General features: G+C 73.8%; 14 protein-coding genes. 9 read left to right on the forward strand and 5 right to left on the reverse strand.

The annotated features are described in order from the left end of the window. Nucleotides 1–31 precede the first annotated feature (31 nt). From ACQP26_RS12750 to ACQP26_RS12760, 3 genes are all read right to left on the reverse strand, one after another. Nucleotides 32–2,785 carry a beta-L-arabinofuranosidase domain-containing protein gene (locus ACQP26_RS12750; RefSeq protein WP_269706778.1) on the reverse strand — a complete coding sequence of 918 codons (2,754 nt, stop codon included), beginning with the start codon at nt 2,783–2,785 and terminating at the stop codon, nt 32–34. Nucleotides 2,786–3,019: 234 nt separating this feature from the next. Further along, nucleotides 3,020–4,180, reverse strand: a complete 1,161-nt coding sequence (locus ACQP26_RS12755; RefSeq protein WP_269706777.1) for a low temperature requirement protein A — start codon at nt 4,178–4,180, stop codon at nt 3,020–3,022. Between the two features lie 114 nt (nt 4,181–4,294). Then, nucleotides 4,295–4,507, reverse strand: coding sequence for a hypothetical protein (locus ACQP26_RS12760; protein WP_269706776.1), 213 nt, complete (start codon nt 4,505–4,507; stop codon nt 4,295–4,297). Between the two features lie 167 nt (nt 4,508–4,674). Between ACQP26_RS12760 and ACQP26_RS12765 the strand changes: the two genes are divergently transcribed. Together ACQP26_RS12765 and ACQP26_RS12770 are read left to right on the forward strand one after the other, a co-directional pair. Further along, the gene (locus ACQP26_RS12765; RefSeq protein ID WP_433495821.1) at nt 4,675–5,901 is read left to right on the forward strand and encodes a sensor histidine kinase; all 1,227 of its coding nucleotides are present in this window, start codon (nt 4,675–4,677) and stop codon (nt 5,899–5,901) included. Beyond that, nucleotides 5,889–6,542, forward strand: a complete 654-nt coding sequence (locus ACQP26_RS12770) for a response regulator transcription factor (RefSeq protein WP_269706774.1) — start codon at nt 5,889–5,891, stop codon at nt 6,540–6,542. The genes ACQP26_RS12765 and ACQP26_RS12770 overlap by 13 nt, the downstream gene beginning before the upstream one ends. Before the next feature lie 60 nt (nt 6,543–6,602). Here ACQP26_RS12770 and ACQP26_RS12775 read toward each other — a convergent pair whose 3' ends face one another. After that, nucleotides 6,603–7,769 (reverse strand): serine hydrolase domain-containing protein, encoded by a 1,167-nt coding sequence (locus tag ACQP26_RS12775; RefSeq protein WP_433495822.1) that lies wholly within the window; start codon nt 7,767–7,769, stop codon nt 6,603–6,605. Nucleotides 7,770–8,094: 325 nt separating this feature from the next. Here ACQP26_RS12775 and ACQP26_RS12780 point away from each other — a divergent pair, with 325 nt between their 5' ends. From ACQP26_RS12780 to ACQP26_RS12810, 7 genes are all read left to right on the forward strand, one after another. Continuing rightward, nucleotides 8,095–8,931, forward strand: coding sequence for an AfsR/SARP family transcriptional regulator (locus tag ACQP26_RS12780; RefSeq protein WP_269706772.1), 837 nt, complete (start codon nt 8,095–8,097; stop codon nt 8,929–8,931). Nucleotides 8,932–8,941: 10 nt separating this feature from the next. Then, nucleotides 8,942–12,202: a type 2 lanthipeptide synthetase LanM family protein gene (locus tag ACQP26_RS12785; protein ID WP_433495823.1), complete on the forward strand. Its 3,261-nt coding sequence runs from the start codon at nt 8,942–8,944 to the stop codon at nt 12,200–12,202. 71 nt (nt 12,203–12,273) lie between these two features. Then, nucleotides 12,274–12,525: a mersacidin/lichenicidin family type 2 lantibiotic gene (locus ACQP26_RS12790; protein ID WP_269706770.1), complete on the forward strand. Its 252-nt coding sequence runs from the start codon at nt 12,274–12,276 to the stop codon at nt 12,523–12,525. Between the two features lie 88 nt (nt 12,526–12,613). Further along, nucleotides 12,614–12,892, forward strand: a complete 279-nt coding sequence (locus ACQP26_RS12795; RefSeq protein WP_269706769.1) for a mersacidin/lichenicidin family type 2 lantibiotic — start codon at nt 12,614–12,616, stop codon at nt 12,890–12,892. A gap of 91 nt (nt 12,893–12,983) precedes the next feature. After that, nucleotides 12,984–16,313: a type 2 lanthipeptide synthetase LanM family protein gene (locus ACQP26_RS12800; protein WP_433495824.1), complete on the forward strand. Its 3,330-nt coding sequence runs from the start codon at nt 12,984–12,986 to the stop codon at nt 16,311–16,313. Further along, nucleotides 16,306–16,800, forward strand: a complete 495-nt coding sequence (locus ACQP26_RS12805) for a hypothetical protein (RefSeq protein ID WP_433495825.1) — start codon at nt 16,306–16,308, stop codon at nt 16,798–16,800. The genes ACQP26_RS12800 and ACQP26_RS12805 overlap by 8 nt, the downstream gene beginning before the upstream one ends. Then, nucleotides 16,797–18,974: a peptidase domain-containing ABC transporter gene (locus ACQP26_RS12810; RefSeq protein WP_269706766.1), complete on the forward strand. Its 2,178-nt coding sequence runs from the start codon at nt 16,797–16,799 to the stop codon at nt 18,972–18,974. The genes ACQP26_RS12805 and ACQP26_RS12810 overlap by 4 nt, the downstream gene beginning before the upstream one ends. A gap of 12 nt (nt 18,975–18,986) precedes the next feature. On the opposite strand, the gene ACQP26_RS12815 is transcribed toward ACQP26_RS12810, so the two are convergent. Further along, a complete protein-coding gene (locus tag ACQP26_RS12815; RefSeq protein ID WP_269706765.1) occupies nt 18,987–21,791 on the reverse strand; it encodes an AfsR/SARP family transcriptional regulator in 2,805 nt (934 codons plus the stop codon). Between the last annotated feature and the right edge of the window lie 133 nt (nt 21,792–21,924).

Consider the following 21,924-nt stretch of genomic DNA (forward strand, 5'->3'; position numbering starts at 1 on the left):
GGCCGGACCGCTCCCACCGTCACCGCCTGATCTACAGGAAGCGCCAGCGCTGGTGCGCGGCCCCGGTGTCGTCGGCGAGGACCGCCTGCGCGCCCTGGGCGCCGGAGCCGCCGCTGAGCCCGAGCACCCGGCCCCCGTTCGCGCACTGGATCCGGAACCAGCCGCCTCCGCCGTGCCGCAGCCGCCACCTGTGGTCGGCGGTGCCGTTGTCGGCCCACTGGACGATCCGGGCGCCGGCCGCGCTCGAGCCGCCCTCGACGCCCAGCACCTTGCCGCTGTTGCTGTTGCGCAGCCGCAGGTAGCCGCCGGTGTCCACCAGGGCGGTCCAGAGGTGGTCGGCGGTGCCGGTGTCGCCCCACTGGATGACCAGCCCGCCGTCGGCGGTGGACATGTTCTGTACGCCGAGCACCAGACCGCTGCCGAGGTTCTGGATCCGCCGCGCTCCGTTGGGCAGGAACCGCCACTGGTTGTCCAGGCTGCCGTTGTCCGGGTCCTGCACGGCGAACGCGCCCTGGGCGGTCGAGCCGCCGGAGATGCCGAGCAGCTTGCCGGTGTGCACGTTGCGCAGCTTGTGGCTGCCGTCGCCGACGTCGACAACGGTCCAGAGGTGGTCGGCGGTGCCGTTGTCCGCCCACTGCAGGATCCGGGCGCCGTCGGCGGTGGACATGTTCTCCACCCCCAGCACCTTGCCGCTGTTGACGTTGCGCAGCCGCAGCGCCGACCCGTCGACGACGAGCTGCCAGTCGTGGTCGGCGGTGCCGGTGTCGCCCCACTGCAGCGCGAGCCCGCCGTCGGCGGTGGACATGTTCTGGATGCCGAGCACCAGGCCGCTCGCCGCGTTGGCGAGCCGGAAACTCGCCTCCCTGCCGCCACCGCCCGCGCCGACCCGCCAGTAGACCGTGTAGTTGTGCCCGTGGGCGTCGTAGAACGGGCCGAGGTTCACGGTGGCGCCGTCCGCCCGGGCGGTGAACGCGAGACTGCCGGTGCCGGTACGGGTCACCGAGCCGGGGTCCAGCGTCGGCAGGGCGCTCAGCGTGGTGTTGCCGTAGTTGCCGGAGAGCACCACCGGCCCGTACGTGACGGCCTGCACCGCGGCGTCGTCGTTGGCGGCGACAGTCGCCACCCGCATCGGCAGCCGGACCGTCACCGTGTCGCCGGAGGTCCAGGCACGGGTCAGGACGGCGTAGCTGCCCGGCGTGGTGGCGATACCCGCCGCGACGCCGTTGACGCTGACGCTCGCCCCGCTGGTCCACGCCGGGATCCGGATCCGCATCGTCCACGACCCGCTCACCGAGCCGGTGACGGTCAGCGTCGTGGTGTCGCCGACCGGGTACGAGGTGGCCTGGGTGACGGTGATGCCGCGCTGGCTCCAGGTCAGCACCGAGGGCATGAACAGGTTGACGGTCAGCGTGGTGCCGTTGTGGAAGTAGATCGCGTCCGCGAGCGTCGTGTTTGTCTCCAGCCCGGTGCCCTGGCAGCACCAGAAGGAGTTGTAGTCGGTGCTCCAGGTGCCGCCGCCCCACGCCGGGCCGACACCGCGCCGCCCGCCCGGGTTGAGCGGGGTGAAGTAGGTGACGTGGCCGTGCGCGTCGGCCGGGTTCTGCTGGCCGATCATGTGGTTGAGCAGCGCGCGTTCGTAGAAGTCGGCGTACGCGACCCGGTCCGGGTCGAGCTGCCACAGCTCCCGGGTCAGCTTGAGCATGTTGTACGTGTTGCACGCCTCGCAGGTGTCGTTGCGCAGGTAGCCGGCGATCGCGTTCGGGGCACGGAAGTGCTCGGCCTGGCTGTTGCCGCCGATGGCGTACGTGTGCGCGCCGACGGTGATGGCCCACGCGTTCGTGGCGATGTCGCGGTAGCGGGTGACGCCTGTCGCCTTGTACTCCCGGGCCGCGCCGATCCACTTGGGTACCTGGGTGTTGGCGTGCAGGCCGTTGAGCTGGTCGGAGTTCGCGGCGAGCGGGTTGAACACGGCGGCGTGGTCGAACCGCTGCGCGACGGTCAGCCACCGCGCGTCGCCGGTCTGCTGGTAGAGGTCGGTCAGCACCGCGTTCATGCCGCCGAACTCGGTGCCCAGCATGGCCTGCATCTGCGCCGAGGTGAGCCGGCCGGTGCGCTGGTCGACCCAGCCGGCCAGCGCCAGCAGCACGTCCCGGGCCTGGGTGCTGCCGATCAGCCGCCACACGTCCAGCAGCCCGGCCAGCGTCTTGTGGATGCAGTAGTAGGGGACGTTGCCGTTGCTAAGGGTCCGTGCCTCCAGCGCGGTGAAGTCGGACTCCGGGAAGCCGGACAGGTAGCCGGCGCTGAACCCGGCCGCGCCGTTGTTGGCCTGGCAGCGGGCCAGCTCGGCGACCATGGTGAGCGCCTTGTCCCGGCAGGTGGTGTCGTCGAGCACCGCCCACGCCTGCGCCCAGGCGGTCAGGAAGTGCCCCTGCATGTGGGTGCGGAACGGGAAGTTCGGCGCGTCCCAGCCGCCGTTGGCGGCGGCGCCGCCGGTGGACAGGCGGTGGTTGGCCCGGAAGTTGTAGAGCAGCCGGTTGACGTCGACGAAGCGCAGGTAGGCGACCGTACGGTTCTGGTTGTCCTGCCAGCGCCCGGCGGTCAGCCGGACCTGGCCCGGGTCGAAGGCGTACGCGGACACGCCGATGTCGGGGCGGGCCGGTGGCAGCGCGGCGTGCGCCGTACCGCCTGCGGTGACGGACCCGGCGGCGGCGCCGGCGGTGGCCGCGACGGCGGTGGCGCCGGTGGCGCGGAGCAGGAATCGGCGGTTCACCAGGGGAGCGGGCATGGACGGCCTCCGTGGCGGGACGGTGGTGGTGGGGGACGGCTACGCGGTGACCCGGAACGTGACGTCGGCGCGGAACGTGGCGGTGGACAGGGCGCCGACTGTGAACGCGCGTCGGGTCAGGGGCACGAGGGGCCCTCCTCTGCGGTGGAGATGACGGCTGCGTTAACGCTAACAATCTCCCCTAGCCTGGCGTTTGCATAGTCGTCTGTCAATCGAATGGTGGCGTTAACGCGTTCAGCTGCGAACCTCCCGGCGCACCGCGGTGGTCTCCGCGTACACGATCAGGATCAGCAGCGTGGCCAGCAACGCGGAGCCGGCCAGCAGCGGCAGCCCGTACGCCAGGACGCCCAGCGCCACGATCACCGCCAGCCCGGCCGGCCGGTACCAGGTCACCCGGCGGTGCACGGCCGCTGCGAGCCCGATCCAGCCGATCAGGAACAGCGCCGGGCCGCTGAGCGCCACCACGAGTGCGGCCGGATCGCGGGACAGCGGATCCCCGATCATCACCTGCGCGCCGACCGCCGTGGCCACCACCCCGGCCACCATCACCAGGTGCAGGTAACCGGCCAGCAGGCCGAGCCGGCTCCCGGACGGCCCGCGCGCCTCGATCGCCTCGCCGAGCCGCATCCCGCCCGGCACCAGGTAGAGCCGCCCCACGGTGACCGCGTTGACGAACGCCAGCGCGAACGCGACGGTGCGGTAACCGTCGAAACCGGCGTTGCTGAACACGATCCCGGCGGACAGGATCAGCTCGCCCAGCGCGATGATGTAGATCTGCTGGTAGCGCTCGGCCAGGTGCTCGCCGACCACCTGGAGGTCGCGCCAGCTCGACCGGCCCAGCCCCGGTGTCGGCCAGCGCAGTCGCGCCAGGACGAGATCCAGGACGATCGCCGTGGTCCAGAGCGCCACCTGCGCCGTCCCGGCGAGCGCGCCGGTCACCCACAGCACCCCTGACACAGCGAACCAGATCGCCACCCGCAGGCTGCGCAGCCGCAGCGGATGGCCGCGCAGCGCCGGCAGCAGGATCAACGGCCGGCCCAGGTGGATCGCCACGTACGCGCCGGCGAACACGAGCGCGTGTCCGGTGTACGCGGTGGGCGCCGCCGCCGCCATCAGCAGGCCGCCGAACATGACCCACAGCAGCAGCGTGACGATCGGCGGGGAACGCGGGTCGAACCAGTCCGTCGACCAGGCGGTCACGAACCACACCCACCAGATCGGCACCAGCAGCAGCGCGGCCCGGTACGCCCCGCCGAGGCTCAGATCCTCCTCCAGCACCAGGGACACCCGGTTCAACGCGAGGATGAAAGCCAGGTCGAAGAAGAGTTCCAGGAACGACGCCCGGCGGGAGGCCTCGCGGGGCCGCAGCAGGTGCCCACGCGGCTCACTCGCCATCCGGTCCCTTCCGTACGCGCCGTCGACGACACCAGTCGTACCAGCCGCGGGCGGGTCGCGCGGGCGAACGCCGCAGGGCGGGCCGACGGTCGTCCCGGCCCGCCCCGACGCGGATCAGCGGTTGCGGTAGTGGTTCATGGCCAGGGCCACGCCGGACGCCAGCGCCAGCACGCCGAAGGCCGAACCGGCCCACGGGTTGCCCAGGACGTTCGACAGCGTCACGTTCGCCACCACGCCGACGACGAGCACCAGCCAGAGCAGCGGGCGCATCCGGGTGACGGGCGTCGTCGCGGCGGTGGTCTCAGCACTACGGTCCAGGTCGTTCACGGCTGCCTCCTCGGGTGATGTCCTTGCACCTGAACGTTAGGCGCGGGGCCTGCCCGGAACGATCCCGCCAGCACGACAACCGGGGTACAGCAGGCTGTACTTTCCGCCCCCGGCACTGACGCACGGCGACGGCGGTGACCTATCGTTTCGGCCGGGGGTGGGCCGGGATGGAGTTCGTACGCGGGCGGTTCCGTGCCGCGGTGACCGCGCTGGAGCACCTCGTCGGCGGGCTGGGCACCGCCGTGCTGGCGCTCGGCGTGCTGCTCGGCACCGTTGTCGTGGCGGCGGCCTGCGTCGGCGGGGTCGGGCTGCTGCTCGTACCCGGGATTCTCCAGGCGGTGCGGTCCGTGGCCGACCGGGAACGCGCCCGGCTGTCCCGGTGGGGGACGCCGATCCCGGCGCCCGGCCCGGTGCCGGCCGGGCTGCGCCCGGCGCTGCGCGACCCGGTCCTGCGGCGGGAGCTGCGCTGGGTGGCCGTCCACGGGACGCTCGGCTTCGGTGCCGGGCTGCTCGCGCTGGTGCTTCCGCTGTACGCCGTGCAGGACATGACGTTCCCGCTCTGGTACCGGCTGGTGCCGCCGGAGGCCGGCGCGCCCGGCCTCGGCTGGTGGCACATCGACGGGCTCGGCGACGCGCTCGTGGTCGCCGTGCTCGGGATCGGCTGGCTGGTCCTCGCGGTCACGACCGGCCCGGCGCTCGCACGGATCCAGGCCCGGCCGGGCCGCCGGCTGCTGCCTCCACCCCCCGGCGTCGACCTGTCGCTGCGGGTCGCCGAACTGACCGCCACCCGGGCCGCGGCGCTCGACGCGCACGCGGTGGAACTGCGCCGCATCGAACGGTCGCTGCACGACGGCACCCAGAACCGGCTGGTCGCGGTGAACGTGCTGCTCGGCGCCGCCCGGCGGGCGGTACGCCGCGATCCGGACCGCGCCGACGAGATCCTGGAACGCGCGCAGGACGCGGCCGAGCAGGCGCTCGGCGAGCTGCGTACGGTGGTGCGCGGCATCCTCCCGCCGGTGCTCGGCGACCGGGGCCTGTCCGGGGCGCTCGCCGGGCTCGCCGCGGAGTGCGCGGTGCCGTGCCGCCTGGCCGTGGACGTCGACGGTCGCTGCGCGGCGGCGGTCGAGGCCACCGCGTACTTCGTGGTGGCCGAGGCGCTGACGAACGTGGTCCGGCACAGCGGCGCGAACGGCGTCGAGGTCGCCGTGCGCCGGGAGGGGGACCGGCTGCTCGTCACCGTCACTGACGACGGTCGCGGGGACGCCGACGAGACGCGCGGCTCGGGGCTGACCGGCATCCGCCGGCGGGTCGAGGCGTACGACGGGCGGATGACGTTGACGAGTCCACCGGGAGGACCGACGAGGATGCACGTGGAGCTGCCATGCGGATCGTGATCGCCGAGGACGACGCGCTGCTGCGCGAAGGGCTGGCGCTGCTGCTGCGCGCCGAGGACCTGGACGTGGTGGCCACCGCCGGCACGCCGGGGGAGTTTCTGACCGCTGTGGACGAGCACCGGCCGGACGTGGCGATCGTCGACGTGCGGATGCCGCCCACCCACACCGACGAGGGCATCGTCGCCGCGGTCGAGGCGCGCCGCCGCCGGCCGGGCCTCGCGGTGCTGGTCCTGTCCGCGTACGTCGAGCAGGCGTTCGCCACCGAGCTGTTCTCGGTCGGCGCCTCCGGGCTCGGCTACCTGCTCAAGGAGCGGGTGGGCCGGGTCGAGGAGTTCCTCGCCGCGCTGCACCGCGTCGCGGACGGCGGCAGCGTGATCGACCCGGAGGTGGTCGGGCAGTTGCTCGCCCGCAACCGGCGGCCGGACACCGCCCTGGCCGAGCTGTCGCCTCGTGAGCACGAGGTGCTGGCGCTGATGGCCGAGGGGCTCGGCAACGGCGCGATCGCGGAACGGCTGTTCGTCACCGAGGGCGCGGTGCACAAGCACATCCGCAGCATCTTCGCGAAGCTGAGCCTGCCGCCGGACGACCGCGCGGACCGCCGGGTCACCGCCGTGCTGCGCTATCTCGACGGCCGGCGGTAAGCGTACGCACGTCCGCGCGCCGCCTCGCGGGAGGCGGCGCGCGTGCGATGTCGAGGCGGATCAGCGGCGGGTGCCGCACAGGGCCGCGTCGACGGTGCTGGTGACCGCCTCCAGCATCTCCATGCTCGTCGGCAGCCCGGTCACCGCGACCACCGCGCTGCGCCCGTCGGTGGTGGACAGGTTGCGGGTCTGGAAGCCCTGGATGTCGCCGCCGTGTCCCCAGGCGTGGCCGCCGCAGGGCAGCTCGTGCCGGGCGATGCCCAGGCCGTACGCCCACACGCCGGTGGGCTCGAAGTCGGGCGCCGGCACCGTGCGCGTCAGCGCCGCCTGCTGGGCCGGCTTCAGCAGCTTGCCCGCCAGCAGCGCCTCGAAGAACGTCCGCAGGTCCGACGGGGTCGAGACGAGCTGACCGGCGGCCCAGCCCAGCGACGGGTCCATCCGGGTCACGTCGATCCACGGCGCGCCGGGCTCCACCGCGACGTAGCCGCGCGGCAGCCGGCCGGGCAGGTCCTGCTCGCCGGTCTGCGGCCAGTACGTGTCACGCAGCCGCAGCGGCTCGATGATCCGCCGGGTGATCTCCTCACCGACGGGGCGCTTGGTGACCCGCTCGATGATCAGCCCGGCCAGCACGAAGTTGGTGTTGCTGTACTCCCACTTCTGACCCGGCGGGAAGCGCCGGTCCTGGGTGAGCGCCTCGTCCAGCAGCCGGCGCGGGTCGAAGTAGTCGCTGCGGCGGTCCACCAGATCCTGCGCCTCGCTGAACACGACCTCGTCGTAGTCGGGCAGGCCGCTGGTCTGCTGCAGCAGCTGGCGTACGGTGATCCGCCGCCCGTCGTTGCCGTTGGCGCGCACCATCCCGGGCAGGTAGCGCTCGACGGTGGCGTCGAGGTCGACGCGGCCCTCGCCGACGAGCTGGAGGACGACCACGGCGGTGAACGTCTTGGTGTTGCTGCCGACGCGCACCCGGGCGTCGCGGGGGATCGCGGCGCCGGTGCGCAGGTCACCCACGCCCGCGGTGTAGTCGCGCACCCGGCCGTCGCGGCGTACGGAGGCCAGCGCCCCGGGGAAGCCGTGCTCGGCGACCAGGCCGTCCAGTCGCTTCTGGACGGCGTCGGCGGCGGGACGCCGGGCGTCGGTGGTCGCGGCGGACGCGGCGGGCACACCCAGCGCGGTGACGGTGAGCAGGGCCGTGGCGCCGACGGCGACCGGGAAGGTACGGCGGTTCATGGGAACTCCTCGACGGAGGTGAACGGGTACGGCCTCAAGCCTCGCCAGAACCGGCCCCGTGCTCCATCCCGCCTGCTGCCGGATCGCGGGTAGCGCTGGCACTACCCGAGCCGGTCGGAAAATGGCCCTAGCGTAGATACACGTCAATGTCATGGCGCCGAATGGTGATTCCCGGCGCCGTCCATACACGCATTGTGCGCGCATTGTGCGCGCCTCCCCGTAGCATCCTCGGAGCGATGATCTTCGTTGCCGTCCGGGTGCGCTCACCGGCCGTCGGTGGGGGAGGGGAAGCGATGACGAGTCGCGGCGCGGGCGGTGCGACGCCGTGACCCGGGTGCGGTTCTTCGCCCTGGGTCCGCTGCACGCCGAGGTCGGCAGTGAATGGCTCGACCTCGGGCCGATACGCCAGCAGGCGGTCTTCGCGCTGCTGCTGTTCAACGCCGGCCGGGTGGTCACCCCGGCGTCGATCCTCGAGGGCGTCTGGGGCGCAGACGCCCCGCCGACCGGCAGGAAGCTGATCCCGCCCTACATCTACCGGCTGCGGCGCACGCTCCAGGCCGCGTCCGCCGGCCACGACGGGCCCACCATCGACACCCTGCGCATCGGCTACCGGCTGCGTCTCGGCTCCGCCCGGATCGACGTCACCGACTTCGACGAGGCGGTGGAACGGGCCACCGCGGCGGAGAACGGCGGTGACCTCGCCGGTGCCGCCGCGCACCTGGCCGCGGCGGAGAAGATCTGGGCCGGTGAGCCGCTGGCGGGCCTGCCCGGCCCGTACGTCGAGAGCCGCCGTCACCACCTGCGCGAGCGCCGCGTCGTGTGTCTGGAACACCGGATGGACCTGCAACTGCGGCTGGGCAACTTCCACGAGGCGATCCCCGCCCTGCTGGCCCTGCGCACCGAGCATCCGCTGCGGGAGCGGCCGGCGATCCTGCTGATGACCGCCCTGTACCGCACCGGCCGGCAGGACGAGGCGATCGAGGTCTTCGGCTCCTTCCGCAGCCGGCTCGACGCCGAACTGGGCGTCGAACCGACCCCCGCGCTGAGCGAGGCGTACACGTCGATGTTGCGGGGCGACCTCGGCGTCTGCGCGTCTCCCGGCACGAGCCGCCCGCGCCCGGGCGGCGACCACCACGGACCGCGCGACCACACCGCGCAGTGAGGCGGAGCAGATGCACGACGACTCCGACCCGGTGCAGCCGGGCGACGCCGCCTGGTTCCTGGCGTACTCCCTGCCGGAGCGCCTGACCGGCCGGCGTCCCCGGGGCCCGGTCGACACCGAGGTCGGCCGGATCCGGCTGAAGATGTGGCGGGACGAGCCCGTGCACGCCCGGCGGCCCGACCGGGCCGCGAGCCACCTGGCCGAGCACGGTCTGGACGAGGCCGGCCTGATCCGGATGCTCGGCGAGGCACCGGAGACCGTCCGCGACCGGTTTGACCGGGAACCCGAGTACGCGCGGCGACTGGTCGACGCGTGGCGGCGCAGACCGCCCACCGGCGCCGGACCCGACGACCCGACCGGGTTCGCGGTGGTCGTGGCCCCACTGGTAGAGGACGCGCGGGAACAGCTCCGGAGCCGGGTGGACGCGCTGGTGGCGGACCACCCCCGACTGAGCGCCGAGGCGTTGACCACGCAGCTGGGACACGGCCCGTTCGACACGCTCAACGGGATGCTGGCCCGGGTCATGGCACTGGAGCTCAACGTGCTCCGGATCCGCGGTGACCTGGCCGGCGCCACGCCGCACGAGCGCTTCCACCACTTCCTGCACCGGCTGCGGCAACCGGCGCACGCCCTGCGCCTGCTGCGGGAGTACCCGGTGCTGGCCCGTGACCTGGTGCGGGTCGTCGACGACTGGGCCGACGCCCGGACGGAGTTCGCCGAGCGCCTCGTCGCCGACCACGCCGCGCTCGCCGCGTGCCACGGCGGCCCGGACGCCCTCGGCGACCTGGCGCAGGTGAGCTTCGGCGCGGGCGACAGCCATCGCGGTGGGCGCTCCGTCGCCGTCGTACGGTTCACCTCCGGCGCCCGGGTGATGTACAAGCCCCGCAACCTCCGGGTCGACCAGCACTTCCAGCGCCTGCTGTCCTGGCTCGACGACAGAGGCGCGCAGCCACCGCTGCGGACGTTCTGGATCCTCGACCGCGGGACGTACGGCTGGACCGAGTTCGTCGAGAGCGGGCCGTGCGCCGACCGGGACGCGCTGCGTCGGTTCCACCGGCGGCAGGGCGCGCTGCTGGCTCTGCTCCAGACGCTCGGCGCGACCGACTTCCACCTGGAGAACGTGATCGCTTCCGGCGAGCACCCGATGCTCATCGACCTGGAGGCGATGCTGCACAACTGGCAGTGGGAACGGCCGGCCGAACCGGACGACCGGGCGGGCTACCTCCAGGCGGTGGGCATCGACCTGATGAGCCGGTCTGCGGTCACCGTCGGACTGCTGCCCGCCCCGGTGCTGTGGACCGAGGGCAGCCAGGTCAACCGGTTCGACATGAGCGGGATGGCCGGCGCGGGCGGCCAGCTCACCGCCCGGCCGGTGATGGTCTGGAACGGCCTCGGCACCGACGAGATGCACCTGGACCGGCAGCGGGTGACGTTGCCCGGCTCGGCCAACCTGCCCACGCTCGCCGACGACGAGGCCGACGTGACCGAGTTCGCCCCGGAGATCGTGGACGGCTACCGCCGGCTCTACCGGATCCTGTTCGAGCACCGCGACGACCTGCTGGCCGCGGACGGGCCGCTGGCGGCGTTCGCCCGCGACGAGGTGCGCGTCGTGCCACGGGCCACCGAGTCGTACGTCCGGATGCTCGCCGAGGCCCGGCACCCCGACCTGCTGCGTGACGCGCTGGACCGGGACCGCTGGTTCGAGAACCTCTGGGCCGGCCACGACGGGCGCGAGCAGCGGGAGCGGCTGATCGCCGCGGAGCTGGCGCAGATGCGTGCCGGTGACGTCCCGATCTTCGTGACCACGCCATCGTCGACCGATCTCGTCGGCGGTGACGGCACCGTGCTGCCGGCGGCGCTGCGGCGCACCGGGCTCGACGCCGTGCGGGACCGCCTCGCGGACATGTCGGAGGACCACCTGGCCCAGCAGAGCTGGATCATCGAGGCCTCCGTCACCGCGCTGATCATGGGTGACCCGTCGACCTGGCGCCCACCCGCCCCGCCACGCCGCCCCGCCGCCGCGGGCCCGGTCCCGCCCGAGCGGCTCGTCGACGCCGCACGCCTGGTCGGGAACCGGCTGCTGGCCACCGCGCTCACCGACGGCGACCGGATCTGCTGGCTCGGTCTGGGGCTGGTCGCGGACAAGGTGTGGATGCTCGGCCCGAGCGCCATGGACCTGTACAACGGCATCAGCGGCATCGCCCTGTTCCTCGGCCGGCTGGCCCGGGTCACCGGCGACCCGGCCTACCGGCGGGCCGCCGACCTCGCCGCCACGATGATGCTCCGCGAGGGGCGGGCCTGGCTCGCCGAACCGGCCGACGCCACGCTGGGCGTCGGCGGCTTCGACCACCTGGGCGGCGCGGTGTACGCCCTGAGCCACCTCGCCGCCGTGCTGGACCGCGACGACCTGCTCGACACCGCCACCGGCCTCGCCGCCGCGATGGCCGCCCACACCGCCGACAGCCGCGAGTACGACATCATCAGCGGCACGGCCGGTGGACTGCTCGCCCTGCTCTCCCTGCACCGGATGACCGGCGACCCCGACCTGCTCGCCGGTGTCGGCGCGATGGCCGCGCACCTGACCACCGGCGCGCGACCGGTGGCGGGCGGCGTCGGCTGGCACGGGGCGCTCTACGTCGACCGTCCGCTGGCCGGTTTCTCCCACGGCGCCTCGGGCATCGCCACCGCGCTGGCGCGCTGGGACCGGCACCGGGGCACCGGCGAGCACCGCGCGACGGTGGACGCGGCACTGCGGTACGAACGGACGCTCTACGACGAGACCACCGGCAACTGGCGGGACCTGCGTCCGGACGCGCCGCCCGGCCGGGGCATGGTCGCCTGGTGCCACGGCGCGGCCGGGGTCGCGACGGCTCGTGCCGAACTGCTCGGTCACGCCACCGACGACGACCTCGTACGCGACGACCTGCGGCTCGCCTCGGCCGCGTTGCGCGACCCGCACAACCTGCTGCACAACCACTCGATCTGCCACGGCGACCTGGGCAACGCCGAGGCCGCGTGGGTCGCGGCTGCGGCCGTCGGCGACGACGCCCTGGCCCGGCACGCGGCCACCCTCACCGCCGCGGCCGTGGCCGACGTCGAGGCGGGCGCCTGGCGGTGCGGCGTACCGCGCGGCGTCGAGACACCCGGGCTGATGTGCGGGCTGGCCGGCATCGGCTACGCGTTCCTGCGCCTGGCGGACCCGGCCGGGGTGCCGTCGGTGCTGTCGCTGGAGCCGCCGCACGACCATCGCGGTGCCATCGATCTGCCATAGCACGGCCCTACGGTTCCGCCTGTGGAGGCCAACCCGTACACCCTGCACGACGACTTCGATCGGAGACCCACATGGACTACATCAGGGCATGGAAGGACCCGGTCTACCGGGCGTCGCTCAGCGACGAGGAGCGGGCGGCGCTGCCGGCGAACCCGGCCGGTTTCGTCGAGCTGAGCGACCACGAGCTCGACACCGCACCCGGTGGCACGTGGACCCCGACCCCCACCATCACCGCGGTCACCGGTGTCGCCGGATGTTTCAGCATCAACGGCACCGTCTGCAACGGCACCTGCGCGGTGTTCACCGTCGGCTGCTGCGGCTGACCCGAGGCACCGACCCGGACGGACGCGTCTCCTCCCTCCACGACACGTTCCGCCGCCGGCACACCCCGAACCCCCGAGGAGAACTTCGATGGACATCGTACGAGCCTGGAAGGACCCCGAGTACCGGGCGAGCCTCTCCGCCGACCAGCTCGCGGCGCTGCCCGAGCACCCCTGCGGCGTGGCCGAGCTCGGCGACGACGTGCTCGCGCACATCGCCGGCGCCCGCACCGAGTACCTGCTGACGCTCGGCTGCTGCGGCGGCTTCACCGCCCGGGAGACGCCCTGTGGCTCCTGCGGCGCCACCTGCGGCGGCACCACGTGCGGTACCTGCCAGACGCAGTCGACCTGCGGGCTGTGCACCGCCTGATCCGCTCCCCACACCGACGGCGCCCGGGCATTCGGGACGTGTCCGGGCGCCGTCGGACCCGCGAGACCTGACGCCGCGAGAGAGAGCAACCATGACGTACGCGCGCCCGCCCGCCGACGGCCCGGTGGACCTTTCCCACCCCGGCTGGTATCTGGCCCACTCCCTGTCCGAGCGGCTCGGCGCCGGGACGCCGACCGGGACCGTGGACGAGGAGCGGGGCCGGCAGCGACTGCGGCGGTGGAAGGACGAGCCGGTCTTCGACGGAGGCGGCGAGCTGTTCGACAGCTGGCTCCGGGAGCTGGGCCTCGACGAGCCGGCCCTGGTCCGGGTCCTCGGCGAGACCCCGGAGACGGTCCGCAGCCGGTTCACCGACGTACCGGACCACGTGCGCGCGATCGAGCGCGCGTGGCGTGACCGCCGGCCGGGCGGTGGCGCTCCCGCGCACGATCACCACGACCACGACCACGAGCACCACCACGACCCGCACCCGCACGGGGCCTTCGTGGAACTGGTCCGCCCGCTGATCGACGACGGGCTGCGCCGGGTACGGCAGGCCGTGCACGAGGCGTGCGCCGCCGCACCGAGCCCGCACGTCGACGCCGACCGGCTCGCCGAGCAACTCTGCGACCCGCCCACCGGCGCGATCAACCTGCTCGTCGGCCGGGTGCTGGTCCTCGAACTCAACGTGCTGCGGCTGGAGGGCCAGCTCGCCGGGGCGACGCCGGAGGAACGGTTCCAGGACTTCACCCGCCGCCTGCACGATCCGAAGTACACACTGGACGTCCTGATGGAGTACCCGGTCCTGGCCCGGGACGCCACGGTCCTCGTCGACAACTGGGTCGACGCCCGGGTCGAGTTCGCCCGGCGCCTCGTCGCGGACGCGCCCGCGTTGGCACACCGGCTCGGCGACCCGGCGGACCTCGGCGTCGTCACCGGGGTGTCCTTCGGCGCCGGCGACTCGCACCGCGGTGGCCGCTCGGTGGGATTCGTCCGCTTCGCCAGCGGCGCCCGCGTCGTGTACAAGCCCCGTGGCCTCCAGGTGGAGCTGCACTTCCAGCAGTTGCTGGAGTGGCTCAACGCCCGTGGCGCGCAGCCGCCGCTGCGGACCATGTGGGTCCTCGACCGCGGCGGGTACGGCTGGTCGGAGTTCGTCGCCGCCGGCCCGTGCGCCGACCGGGAGGCGCTGCGCCGCTTCTACACCCGGCAGGGCAGCTACCTGGCGCTGCTGCACAGCCTCGCGGCCGTCGACTTCCACCTGGAGAACGTCATCGCCGCCGGCGAGCATCCGATGCTCGTCGACCTGGAAGCCCTGTTCCACCCGGAGAGCGAGCAGAGCGACAGGCAGATCGGCGTATCGGCGGAGTCCTTCCGGACCATGCGCGAATCCGTGCTCGAGGTCGGGCTCCTGCCCCGGCCGATCATCTACCAGGACGACGACGGCGTCGGCGGGGTCGACTTCAGCGGGCTCGCCGGCACGGCCGGGCAGCTCACCCCCACGCCGGTGGCGACCTGGGAGGAGTCCGGCACCGACCGGATGCGCCTGGTGCGCCGGCGGATCGAGATGAGCGGCGGGCAGAACCTGCCCAGCCTCGACGGCGCGGCCCACCACACGCTCGACTTCAGCGACGACATCATCGCCGGGTTCGAGCGCACGTACCGGCTGCTGCACCGCCACCGCGACGACCTGCTGGCCGCGGACGGGCCGGTGGCGGCCTTCGCCGACGACGAGGTACGCGTGATCCTGCGTGCCACCCGCACCTACGCCAAGGTGCTGCAGGAGAGCCGGCACCCGGACCTGCTGCGCGACGCGCTCGACCGGGAGCGTTTCCTGAGCTTCCTCTGGCTGCAGGAGGAGTGGCCGGGGGCCGAGGCGAGGATCGCCGCGTCCGAGCAGGCGCAGCTCAGCCGCGGCGACATCCCCTTCTTCAGCACCGCCCCGGCGTCGCGGGACTTCGTCGCCGGCGACGGATCGGTGATCACCGGGGTACTCGCCAGCAGCGGCCTGGACCGTTCCCGACGGCGGATCGCCGCGCTCTCCGACGCCCACCTCGCCCAGCAGACCTGGATCCTGCGCAGCTCCCTCGCCGCGTTGACGATGGGCGTGGAGAGCCAGGGCCAGTGGTCGCAGTACCAGGTCACCGCCGCCACCACGCCGGCACCCGCGGACCGGTTCGTCGCCGCCGCCCGCGCCGCCGGGGACCGGCTGCTGCTCACCGCGGACACCGGCGAGGACTCCATCGCCTGGCTCGGGCACACCCTGGTGGCCGACCGGATCTGGCAGCTCGGCCCGGTCGGGATCGACCTGTACAACGGACTGTCCGGGATCGCCCTGTTCCTCGGCTACCTCGGGGAGATCAGCGGCGAGCCGCGGTTCCGTGAGGCCGCGGAGGTCGCGGCGGCGATGCTCACCCGTCAGGTCGACCTGCTCGACGAGACTCCGGTGACGAGCCTGCAGAACTTCACCGTCGGCGCGTTCAACGAACTCGGCGGCCCGCTGTACGCCCTGAGCCACCTCGGCGCGCTGTGGCGCCGCGACGACCTGCTCGACGCGGCCGAGCGGATCGTGCCCGTGCTCCTGCACCTCGCGCCCGAGGACGAGGCGTACGACGTGATCAGCGGTGCGGCCGGGGCGATCCTCGCGTTGCTCGCGCTGCACGCGGCGCGCCCGTCGCCACGCCTGCTCGACGCGGCCGGCACGTTCGCGCGCATCCTGCGGGACCGGGCCGAGCCGGCCGGTGACGGGATCGGCTGGGCCGGCGCGGTGAACCCCAGCCGGCCGCTGGCCGGCTTCTCGCACGGCGGTTCCGGCATCGCCGTCGCGCTGGCCCGGCTGGACCGCGTCCTGGGCAACCGCGACCACCTGCCGCTGGTGGAGGGTGCGATCCGGTACGAGCGCTCCGCCTTCGACCCGGAGCACCGCTGCTGGCTCGACCTGCGTGACACCACCCCGGACGGCTACTCGATGATCGCCTGGTGCCACGGCGGCCCCGGCATCGCGCTCGCCCGCGCCGACCTCGCCGAATACGTCGACGACAGCGATCTCGTCGACCGTGACCTGCGCGACGCCGTCGACGGCATGCTGCGCTTCGGGCTGACCGGCGAGGTGATCACCGGCACCGGCAACCACAGCATCTGTCACGGCGACCTCGGCAACGTGGAGGCCGTGCTCGCGGGCGCACGGGTCCTCGGCGACCGGGCCGCGGCCCGGCAGGCCGAACTGGTGGCCGCGAGCATCCTCGACTACATCGACCGGGACGGGTGGCTGTGCGGGGTGCCGCTGGGCGCGGAGACACCCGGCCTGATGAGCGGCATCGCCGGCATCGGCTACAACCTGCTGCGCCTGGCGGCGCCCGACCGGGTCCCGTCGATCCTGCTGGTCGAACCGCCGCGGCCGGCGGGGGAGCGTGGCCGCCGTGGCTGACCAGCCGATCTGGCCGTACCGCCCGCAGGCGCTGGCCACCTACCAGGGCGGTCCGCCCGACGTCCCGCTCCGGTTGCCGATCCGCTCCTCGCGCCGCCCGCTGGCAGCGCTCGCCGCGCTGCTCCTGGCCTGCCTGGTCTTCGCCTCGGTCACCCGGGTGCCGAAGGCGGTCGACGGCGCCGTCGTGGGCGCCGACGGGTCGTACCTCGTCGCGGTGTTCGGCGGTCGCCTCGCCCCGGCGCCCGGCGACGAGGCGACGCTCAACCAGGACACCGGGCGGACCACGGTGCGAGTGGTCCGCTCGGAGGTCGTCGAGGACGCCGCCGCCGCGGGCCGGTGGCGCCTGCCCCCGACGGTCGCCCGCCCGGCCACCGTGGTGCTGCTGTCCGGTGCCCCGGCCGGTACGGCCTTCGGCCGGCTCAGTCTCGTGGTCGCCGAACCCACAGTGCTGCAGTTGCTGCCCGAGGCGACGGACGCGCTGCGATGAGCGCGACCACCTCCCGCCGCCCGCGCCGCCGGGTGCCGGTGATGCTCCAGATGAGCGCGACGGAGTGCGGCGCCGCGTGCCTGGCGATGGTCCTGACCGCGCATCGCCGCTGGACGTCGGTCGCGGAGTGCCGCGAGCGCCTCGGCATCGGCCGCGACGGCGCGACCGCGTTGCAGATGGCCCAGTTCGCCCGCGAGAACGGCATGCGGGCACGCGGGGTCAGCGTGGACCTCGACGCGCTGGACCAGCTGGAACTGCCCGCGATCGTGCACTGGAAGTTCCGCCACTATCTGGTCCTGGAGCGGTGGGACCGGCGCGGCGCCGTCGTCGTCGACCCGGCGATGGGCCGGCGGCGGATGAGCCGGGAGGAGTTCGGCGAGGGCTTCACCGGCATCGCCATCGAGCTGACGCCGCAGGAGCGGTTCGAACGCCGGCCCGGCCCGGGTCGGCTCGCCTCGCTGCGCTTCGCCCGCGGCATGCTGACCTTCTCCCGCCCGCTGCTCGGCCTCGTGCTGCTCGTCTCGTTGCTGCTCCAGGTGGCGGTGCTGCTGCCCGCCCTGGTCACCAAGTTCGCCGTCGACGTGGTGATCGGGCAGGGCCAGGTCGACGCTCTGACCGTCCTCGGCGCCGGCATGGTCCTGCTGCTGGCCACCCAGGGCGTCGGCAGCTACACCCGGGGGCTCGCGCTCAACGTGCTGCACGCCCGCATGGACGACACCATGATGCGGCGCTTCTTCGACCACCTGCTCGCCCTCCCGTACTCCTACTTCCAGCTCCGCAGCAGCGGCGACCTGCTCATGCGGATGTCCAGCAACACCGTCATCCGCGACATGGTCACCAGCCAGACCATGTCGCTGGTCCTCGACGGGCTGTTCGTGGTCGTCTACATCGGCCTGCTGCTGGCGCTCACCCCGCTCTACGCCGGACTGGTGCTCGGGCTGGGCCTGCTTCAGCTCGCCGCGATCGTGGCGACCTACCGGCCGATGCGGGAGCGCACCCACCGCGACATCGCGGCTCAGGCCGAGGAGCAGAACTACGCGGTCGAGGTGCTGGCGGGCGCGGAAACCGTGAAGGCGATGGGCGCCGAGCAGCAGGTCCTCGGACGTTGGTCCGGGCTGTTCCAGAGCCGGCAGTTCGCCTCCCTGCACCGCCGCCGGCTGGAGACCGGCGTCGAGGCGCTCCTGTCCGCCTTCCGGATGGGCTCGCCGATGCTGCTGCTGTGGGTCGGCGCCCATCAGGTCGTCGCCGGCCGGATGTCGCTGGGCACGATGCTGGCGCTCAACGCGCTCGCCGCCGCCGTGCTCACCCCGCTGATGGGTCTGGTCAACACCGCCCGGCAGCTCCAGACCGTCGGCACGCACCTGGAGCGGATCCGCGACGTCATGGATGAGAACGCCGAACAGGACACCTCGGCGAGCCGGCCGGGGCGGCGTATCACCGGCCAGGTGACGCTCACCGGCGTGGGCATGCGGTACAGCAGCAACGCCGACTGGGCGGTACGCGGCATCCACCTCACCGTGCCGGCCGGCGCCAAGGTGGCGCTGGTCGGCCGGACCGGATCGGGCAAGACGACGCTGGCCAAGACGGTGATCGGGCTGTACGTGCCGACCGAGGGGGAGGTGCGTTTCGACGGGCGGCTGCTTCAGGACCTCGACTTCCGCGAGCTGCGCCGCTCGTGCGGCATGGTGACGCAGGATCCCGCGCTGTTCGCCGGATCGGTCCGCGAGAACATCTCCCTCGGCCACCCGTCCGCCACCTACGAGGAGGTCGTGCTCGCCGCGCAGCGCGCGCAGATCCACGACGAGATCATGGCGATGCCGATGGCGTACGAGACACGGCTGACCGAGGGCGGCGGCGGGCTCTCCGGGGGCCAGCGGCAACGTCTGGCGCTGGCCCGCGCCCTCGTGCACAACCCGCCGCTGCTGCTCCTGGACGAGGCGACCAGTCACCTGGACGTGGTCACCGAACGCCGGGTGGACGAGGTGCTCACCGCGTTGTCGTGCACCCGGATCGTGATCGCGCACCGGCTCAGCACCGTGGTCAACGCCGACCTGATCGGCGTGATGGAGGACGGACGCCTGGTGGAGCAGGGCACGCACGAGGAACTGGTCGCCCGTGGCGGCCCCTACGAGGCCCTGATCCGCGACCAGCTGCAGAACGCCCGGCCGGGCTGACCCGTGGCCGGGTCAGCCCGGTGGCAGCCGGGCCAGCCGTCGCCGGAGCTCGTCGGCGGCCGGATCACCCAGGTCGTCGTAGATCCGCACCGCCCGCCGCCACGCCTCGGCGGCGCCGGCGGTGTCCGCCGTCGCCTCGCGCGCCTCGCCCAGGCGGATCAGGGTCAGCGCCTCGTGGAACCGGTTGACCGACGCCCCGAAGTGCGCGACCGACTGCTCGTAGCACTCCGCGGCCCGCTTCGGGTCACCGAGCCGGTGGTAGGCGAACCCGAGGCTGTCCAGCGTCGCCGCCTGCCCCACCCGGTCGTCCATCCGCCGCTGCCGGTCGAGCGCCTCGGTGCAGTCGTCGACCGCCTGCCGGTAGTCCCCGGTGAGCGCGTGCAGGTAGCCCTTGCTGTTAAGCGCCCGCGCCACCGCGTACTCGTTGCCGGTCAGCCGGGACACGCGCAGCGCCTCGACGCTGTACGCGAGCGCCTCGTCCAGCCGGTCGCTCTGGGTGCACAGCTCGGTGTAGTGCCGCAGGATCAGGGCGAGGCCGGCCAGATCGCCGAGTTGCTCGTACATGCCCAGGGCGCGCCGCAGATGGTGCTCGGCCGCGTCCCGGTCGCCCAGCCGCATCAGCGCGCGGGCCAGCATCCGGCGTGCCACCGCCTCGGCCTGCCGATCGCCGATCCGCTTCGCCGCGTCCAGCGCCACCCGCTGGACGGTCAGCTGGTCCTGGAACAGCCCGCGAGGCGCCAGGTAGGCGGCGAGCGCCCAGGCGAGCCGGCCGGCGTACCGCTCGAGGCCGGGTTCGCCGGCCTGGCGCAGCACCCGCAACAGCACCGGGCGCTCGGCCTGGAACCAGCGCTGCGCCGCGATCCGGTCCGGCAACGGCACGGGTACGTCCGCCGGCCCGAGCGGCACCGGTTCGAGCGGTGTCCAGGTCGGCTGGAGCAGCACGGCGGCGGCGAGCGCGGTGCGTAGGTAGTGGTCGAGCAGCCGCCGGACGGCCGCGTCCCGCTCCTGGGGGCGGTCGCGCTCCCGGGCCAGCTCCACCGCGTACGACCGCAGCAGGTCGTGCAGCACGTACCGGTCGGGCCGGTGCTCGGTCAGCAGGTGCAGGCGGCTCAGCTCCAGCAGCAGCGGAGTGACAGCCGACGCGGGGGCGCCGAGCAGCGCGGCGGCGGCGTCGAGGGTCAGGTCCGGGCCGGGATGCAACCCCAGCAGGCGCAGCAGGCAGGCCGCGTCGGTGCTCAGCGCCCGGTACGACCAGGAGAAGGCCCGCCGGACGTCGCCCTCGGCCAGCAGTCCCAGCCGTGTCCCGGGCGGCCGAAGCTGTGCCGCCACCGCGTCCAGCGGGAAGGTCGGCCGGGCCGCGACGCGCGCCGCCACGATCGAGAGCGCCAGCGGCAGGCGGCCGGTCGACTCGATCATCTCGGTGGTGGCCTCCGGCTCGGCGGCGACCCGGTCCGCGCCGATCCGGCCGCGCAGCAGCAGCGTCGACTCCTCGGCGGTCAGCACGCCCAACGTCAACGGCCGGGCGCCCTCCGCCACCGCCAGTCCGCTGAGCTGGTCGCGACTCGTCACCAGGACCGCGCAGCGGCCCGCGCCCGGCAGCAGCGGGCGTACCTGCGCGGCGTCGCGGGCGTTGTCGAGCACCACGAGCATCCGGCGCGGGGCCAGCAGGCTGCGGAACAGGCCCGCCCGGCCGTCGACGCCGCCCGGGATCCGGCCGGCCGGCACGCCGAGTGCCTCCAGGAAGGTGAGCAGGGCGTCGGCCGCGGGCACCGTGTCGCCTTCGTCGTAGCCGCGCAGGTTGACGTACAACTGGCCGTCCGGGAACCGGCCGGCGGCCCGGTGCGCCCAGTGCAGCGCCAGCGTGGTCTTGCCCACCCCGGCCATTCCGCTGACCGTGACGATGCGCACCGAGTCGCGTCCGTCCGGCCGTTCGCCGAGCGTCGCGTCGAGCACCGCGAGTTCGGCGTCGCGTCCGACGAAACCGGCGGCGGCGAGCGGAAGCTGACGCGGCCGGTGGTGCGTCGTGGCCTCCGGCCCGGCACCCGCCGGTGGCGCGGCGGCCGGGCCCCGAGCGAGGCGGTGGTGCAGGATGTCGTCGTGCAGGCGGGTGAGTTCCGGGCTCGGGTCCATACCGGTCTCCTCCGCCAGCACCCGGCGGGCCCGGCGGAACGCCGCCAGCGCGCCGGAGACGTCGCCGAGCTGGTAGAGAGCGGTCATGAGCTGCGCCCACGCGCGCTGGCGCAGCGGGTGACGGTCGAGCAGCGCGCGCAGTCCGGGGATCACCCGGGCCGCTTCGCCGAGCGCCAGCCGTGCCGCCGCGTGGTCCTCCTCGGCCAGCAGCCGCCGCTCCTCGATCCGGGCGACACGGCCGGCGAGCGGCCCGGGCAGCGGGAGTCCGGCCAGCACCGGCCCACGCCACAGCCCCAGCGCGTCGGCCAGTTCCGTGTCCGCCGTCGCCGGGTCGCCCGCCGCCAGGGCGGCCCGGCCCCGGGCCGCCGCCACGTCGAACCGGTCCAGGTCCGACTCGCCCGGCTCGACCCGTAGCAGGTAGCCGCCGGGGGTGGTGCGGATCCGCTCGGCGCCGGACGCGCCGAGCGCCTGCCGGAGGCCACGCAGGTAGGTGCGCAGGTTCGCCGCGGCCGAGGTGGGTGGCCGGTCGCCCCACACCAACGTCGCCAGCTCGTCGGCGGAGACCGCCTCCCCCCGCCGCAGCAGCAACGCCGTGAGAACCAGTTGCTGCTTCGCCGAGCCGAGGCCGACCGCCACGCCGTCGCGCGTCACCGTCAGCGGGCCGAGCAACGCGAAATGGACATGCATGGTTGCTTCAGCGTACGACCGCGCGGCCACCCGGAGCGCCGGCGTTCGCGTCGTCCCATTCCTCGCACCGGGCCCGTCCGCGCGCGCGGGACACCCGACGGGCGCCGTCCTGGCTATGCTCGGGCAAGCGTCG

The sequence above is a fragment of the Micromonospora sp. CA-248089 genome (assembly GCF_050948515.1).
Lineage (GTDB): Bacteria > Actinomycetota > Actinomycetes > Mycobacteriales > Micromonosporaceae > Micromonospora.

Bases quoted from the DNA above. Each gene is read 5' to 3' on its own strand.
- ACQP26_RS12750 (WP_269706778.1), bottom strand. From the start codon at position 2,785: ATGCCCGCTCCCCTGGTGAACCGCCGATTCCTGCTCCGCGCCACCGGC.
- ACQP26_RS12755 (WP_269706777.1), bottom strand. From the start codon at position 4,180: ATGGCGAGTGAGCCGCGTGGGCACCTGCTGCGGCCCCGCGAGGCCTCC.
- ACQP26_RS12765 (WP_433495821.1), top strand. From the start codon at position 4,675: ATGGAGTTCGTACGCGGGCGGTTCCGTGCCGCGGTGACCGCGCTGGAG.
- ACQP26_RS12770 (WP_269706774.1), top strand. From the start codon at position 5,889: ATGCGGATCGTGATCGCCGAGGACGACGCGCTGCTGCGCGAAGGGCTG.
- ACQP26_RS12775 (WP_433495822.1), bottom strand. From the start codon at position 7,769: ATGAACCGCCGTACCTTCCCGGTCGCCGTCGGCGCCACGGCCCTGCTC.
- ACQP26_RS12785 (WP_433495823.1), top strand. From the start codon at position 8,942: ATGCACGACGACTCCGACCCGGTGCAGCCGGGCGACGCCGCCTGGTTC.
- ACQP26_RS12790 (WP_269706770.1), top strand. From the start codon at position 12,274: ATGGACTACATCAGGGCATGGAAGGACCCGGTCTACCGGGCGTCGCTC.
- ACQP26_RS12795 (WP_269706769.1), top strand. From the start codon at position 12,614: ATGGACATCGTACGAGCCTGGAAGGACCCCGAGTACCGGGCGAGCCTC.
- ACQP26_RS12800 (WP_433495824.1), top strand. From the start codon at position 12,984: ATGACGTACGCGCGCCCGCCCGCCGACGGCCCGGTGGACCTTTCCCAC.
- ACQP26_RS12810 (WP_269706766.1), top strand. From the start codon at position 16,797: ATGAGCGCGACCACCTCCCGCCGCCCGCGCCGCCGGGTGCCGGTGATG.
- ACQP26_RS12815 (WP_269706765.1), bottom strand. From the start codon at position 21,791: ATGCATGTCCATTTCGCGTTGCTCGGCCCGCTGACGGTGACGCGCGAC.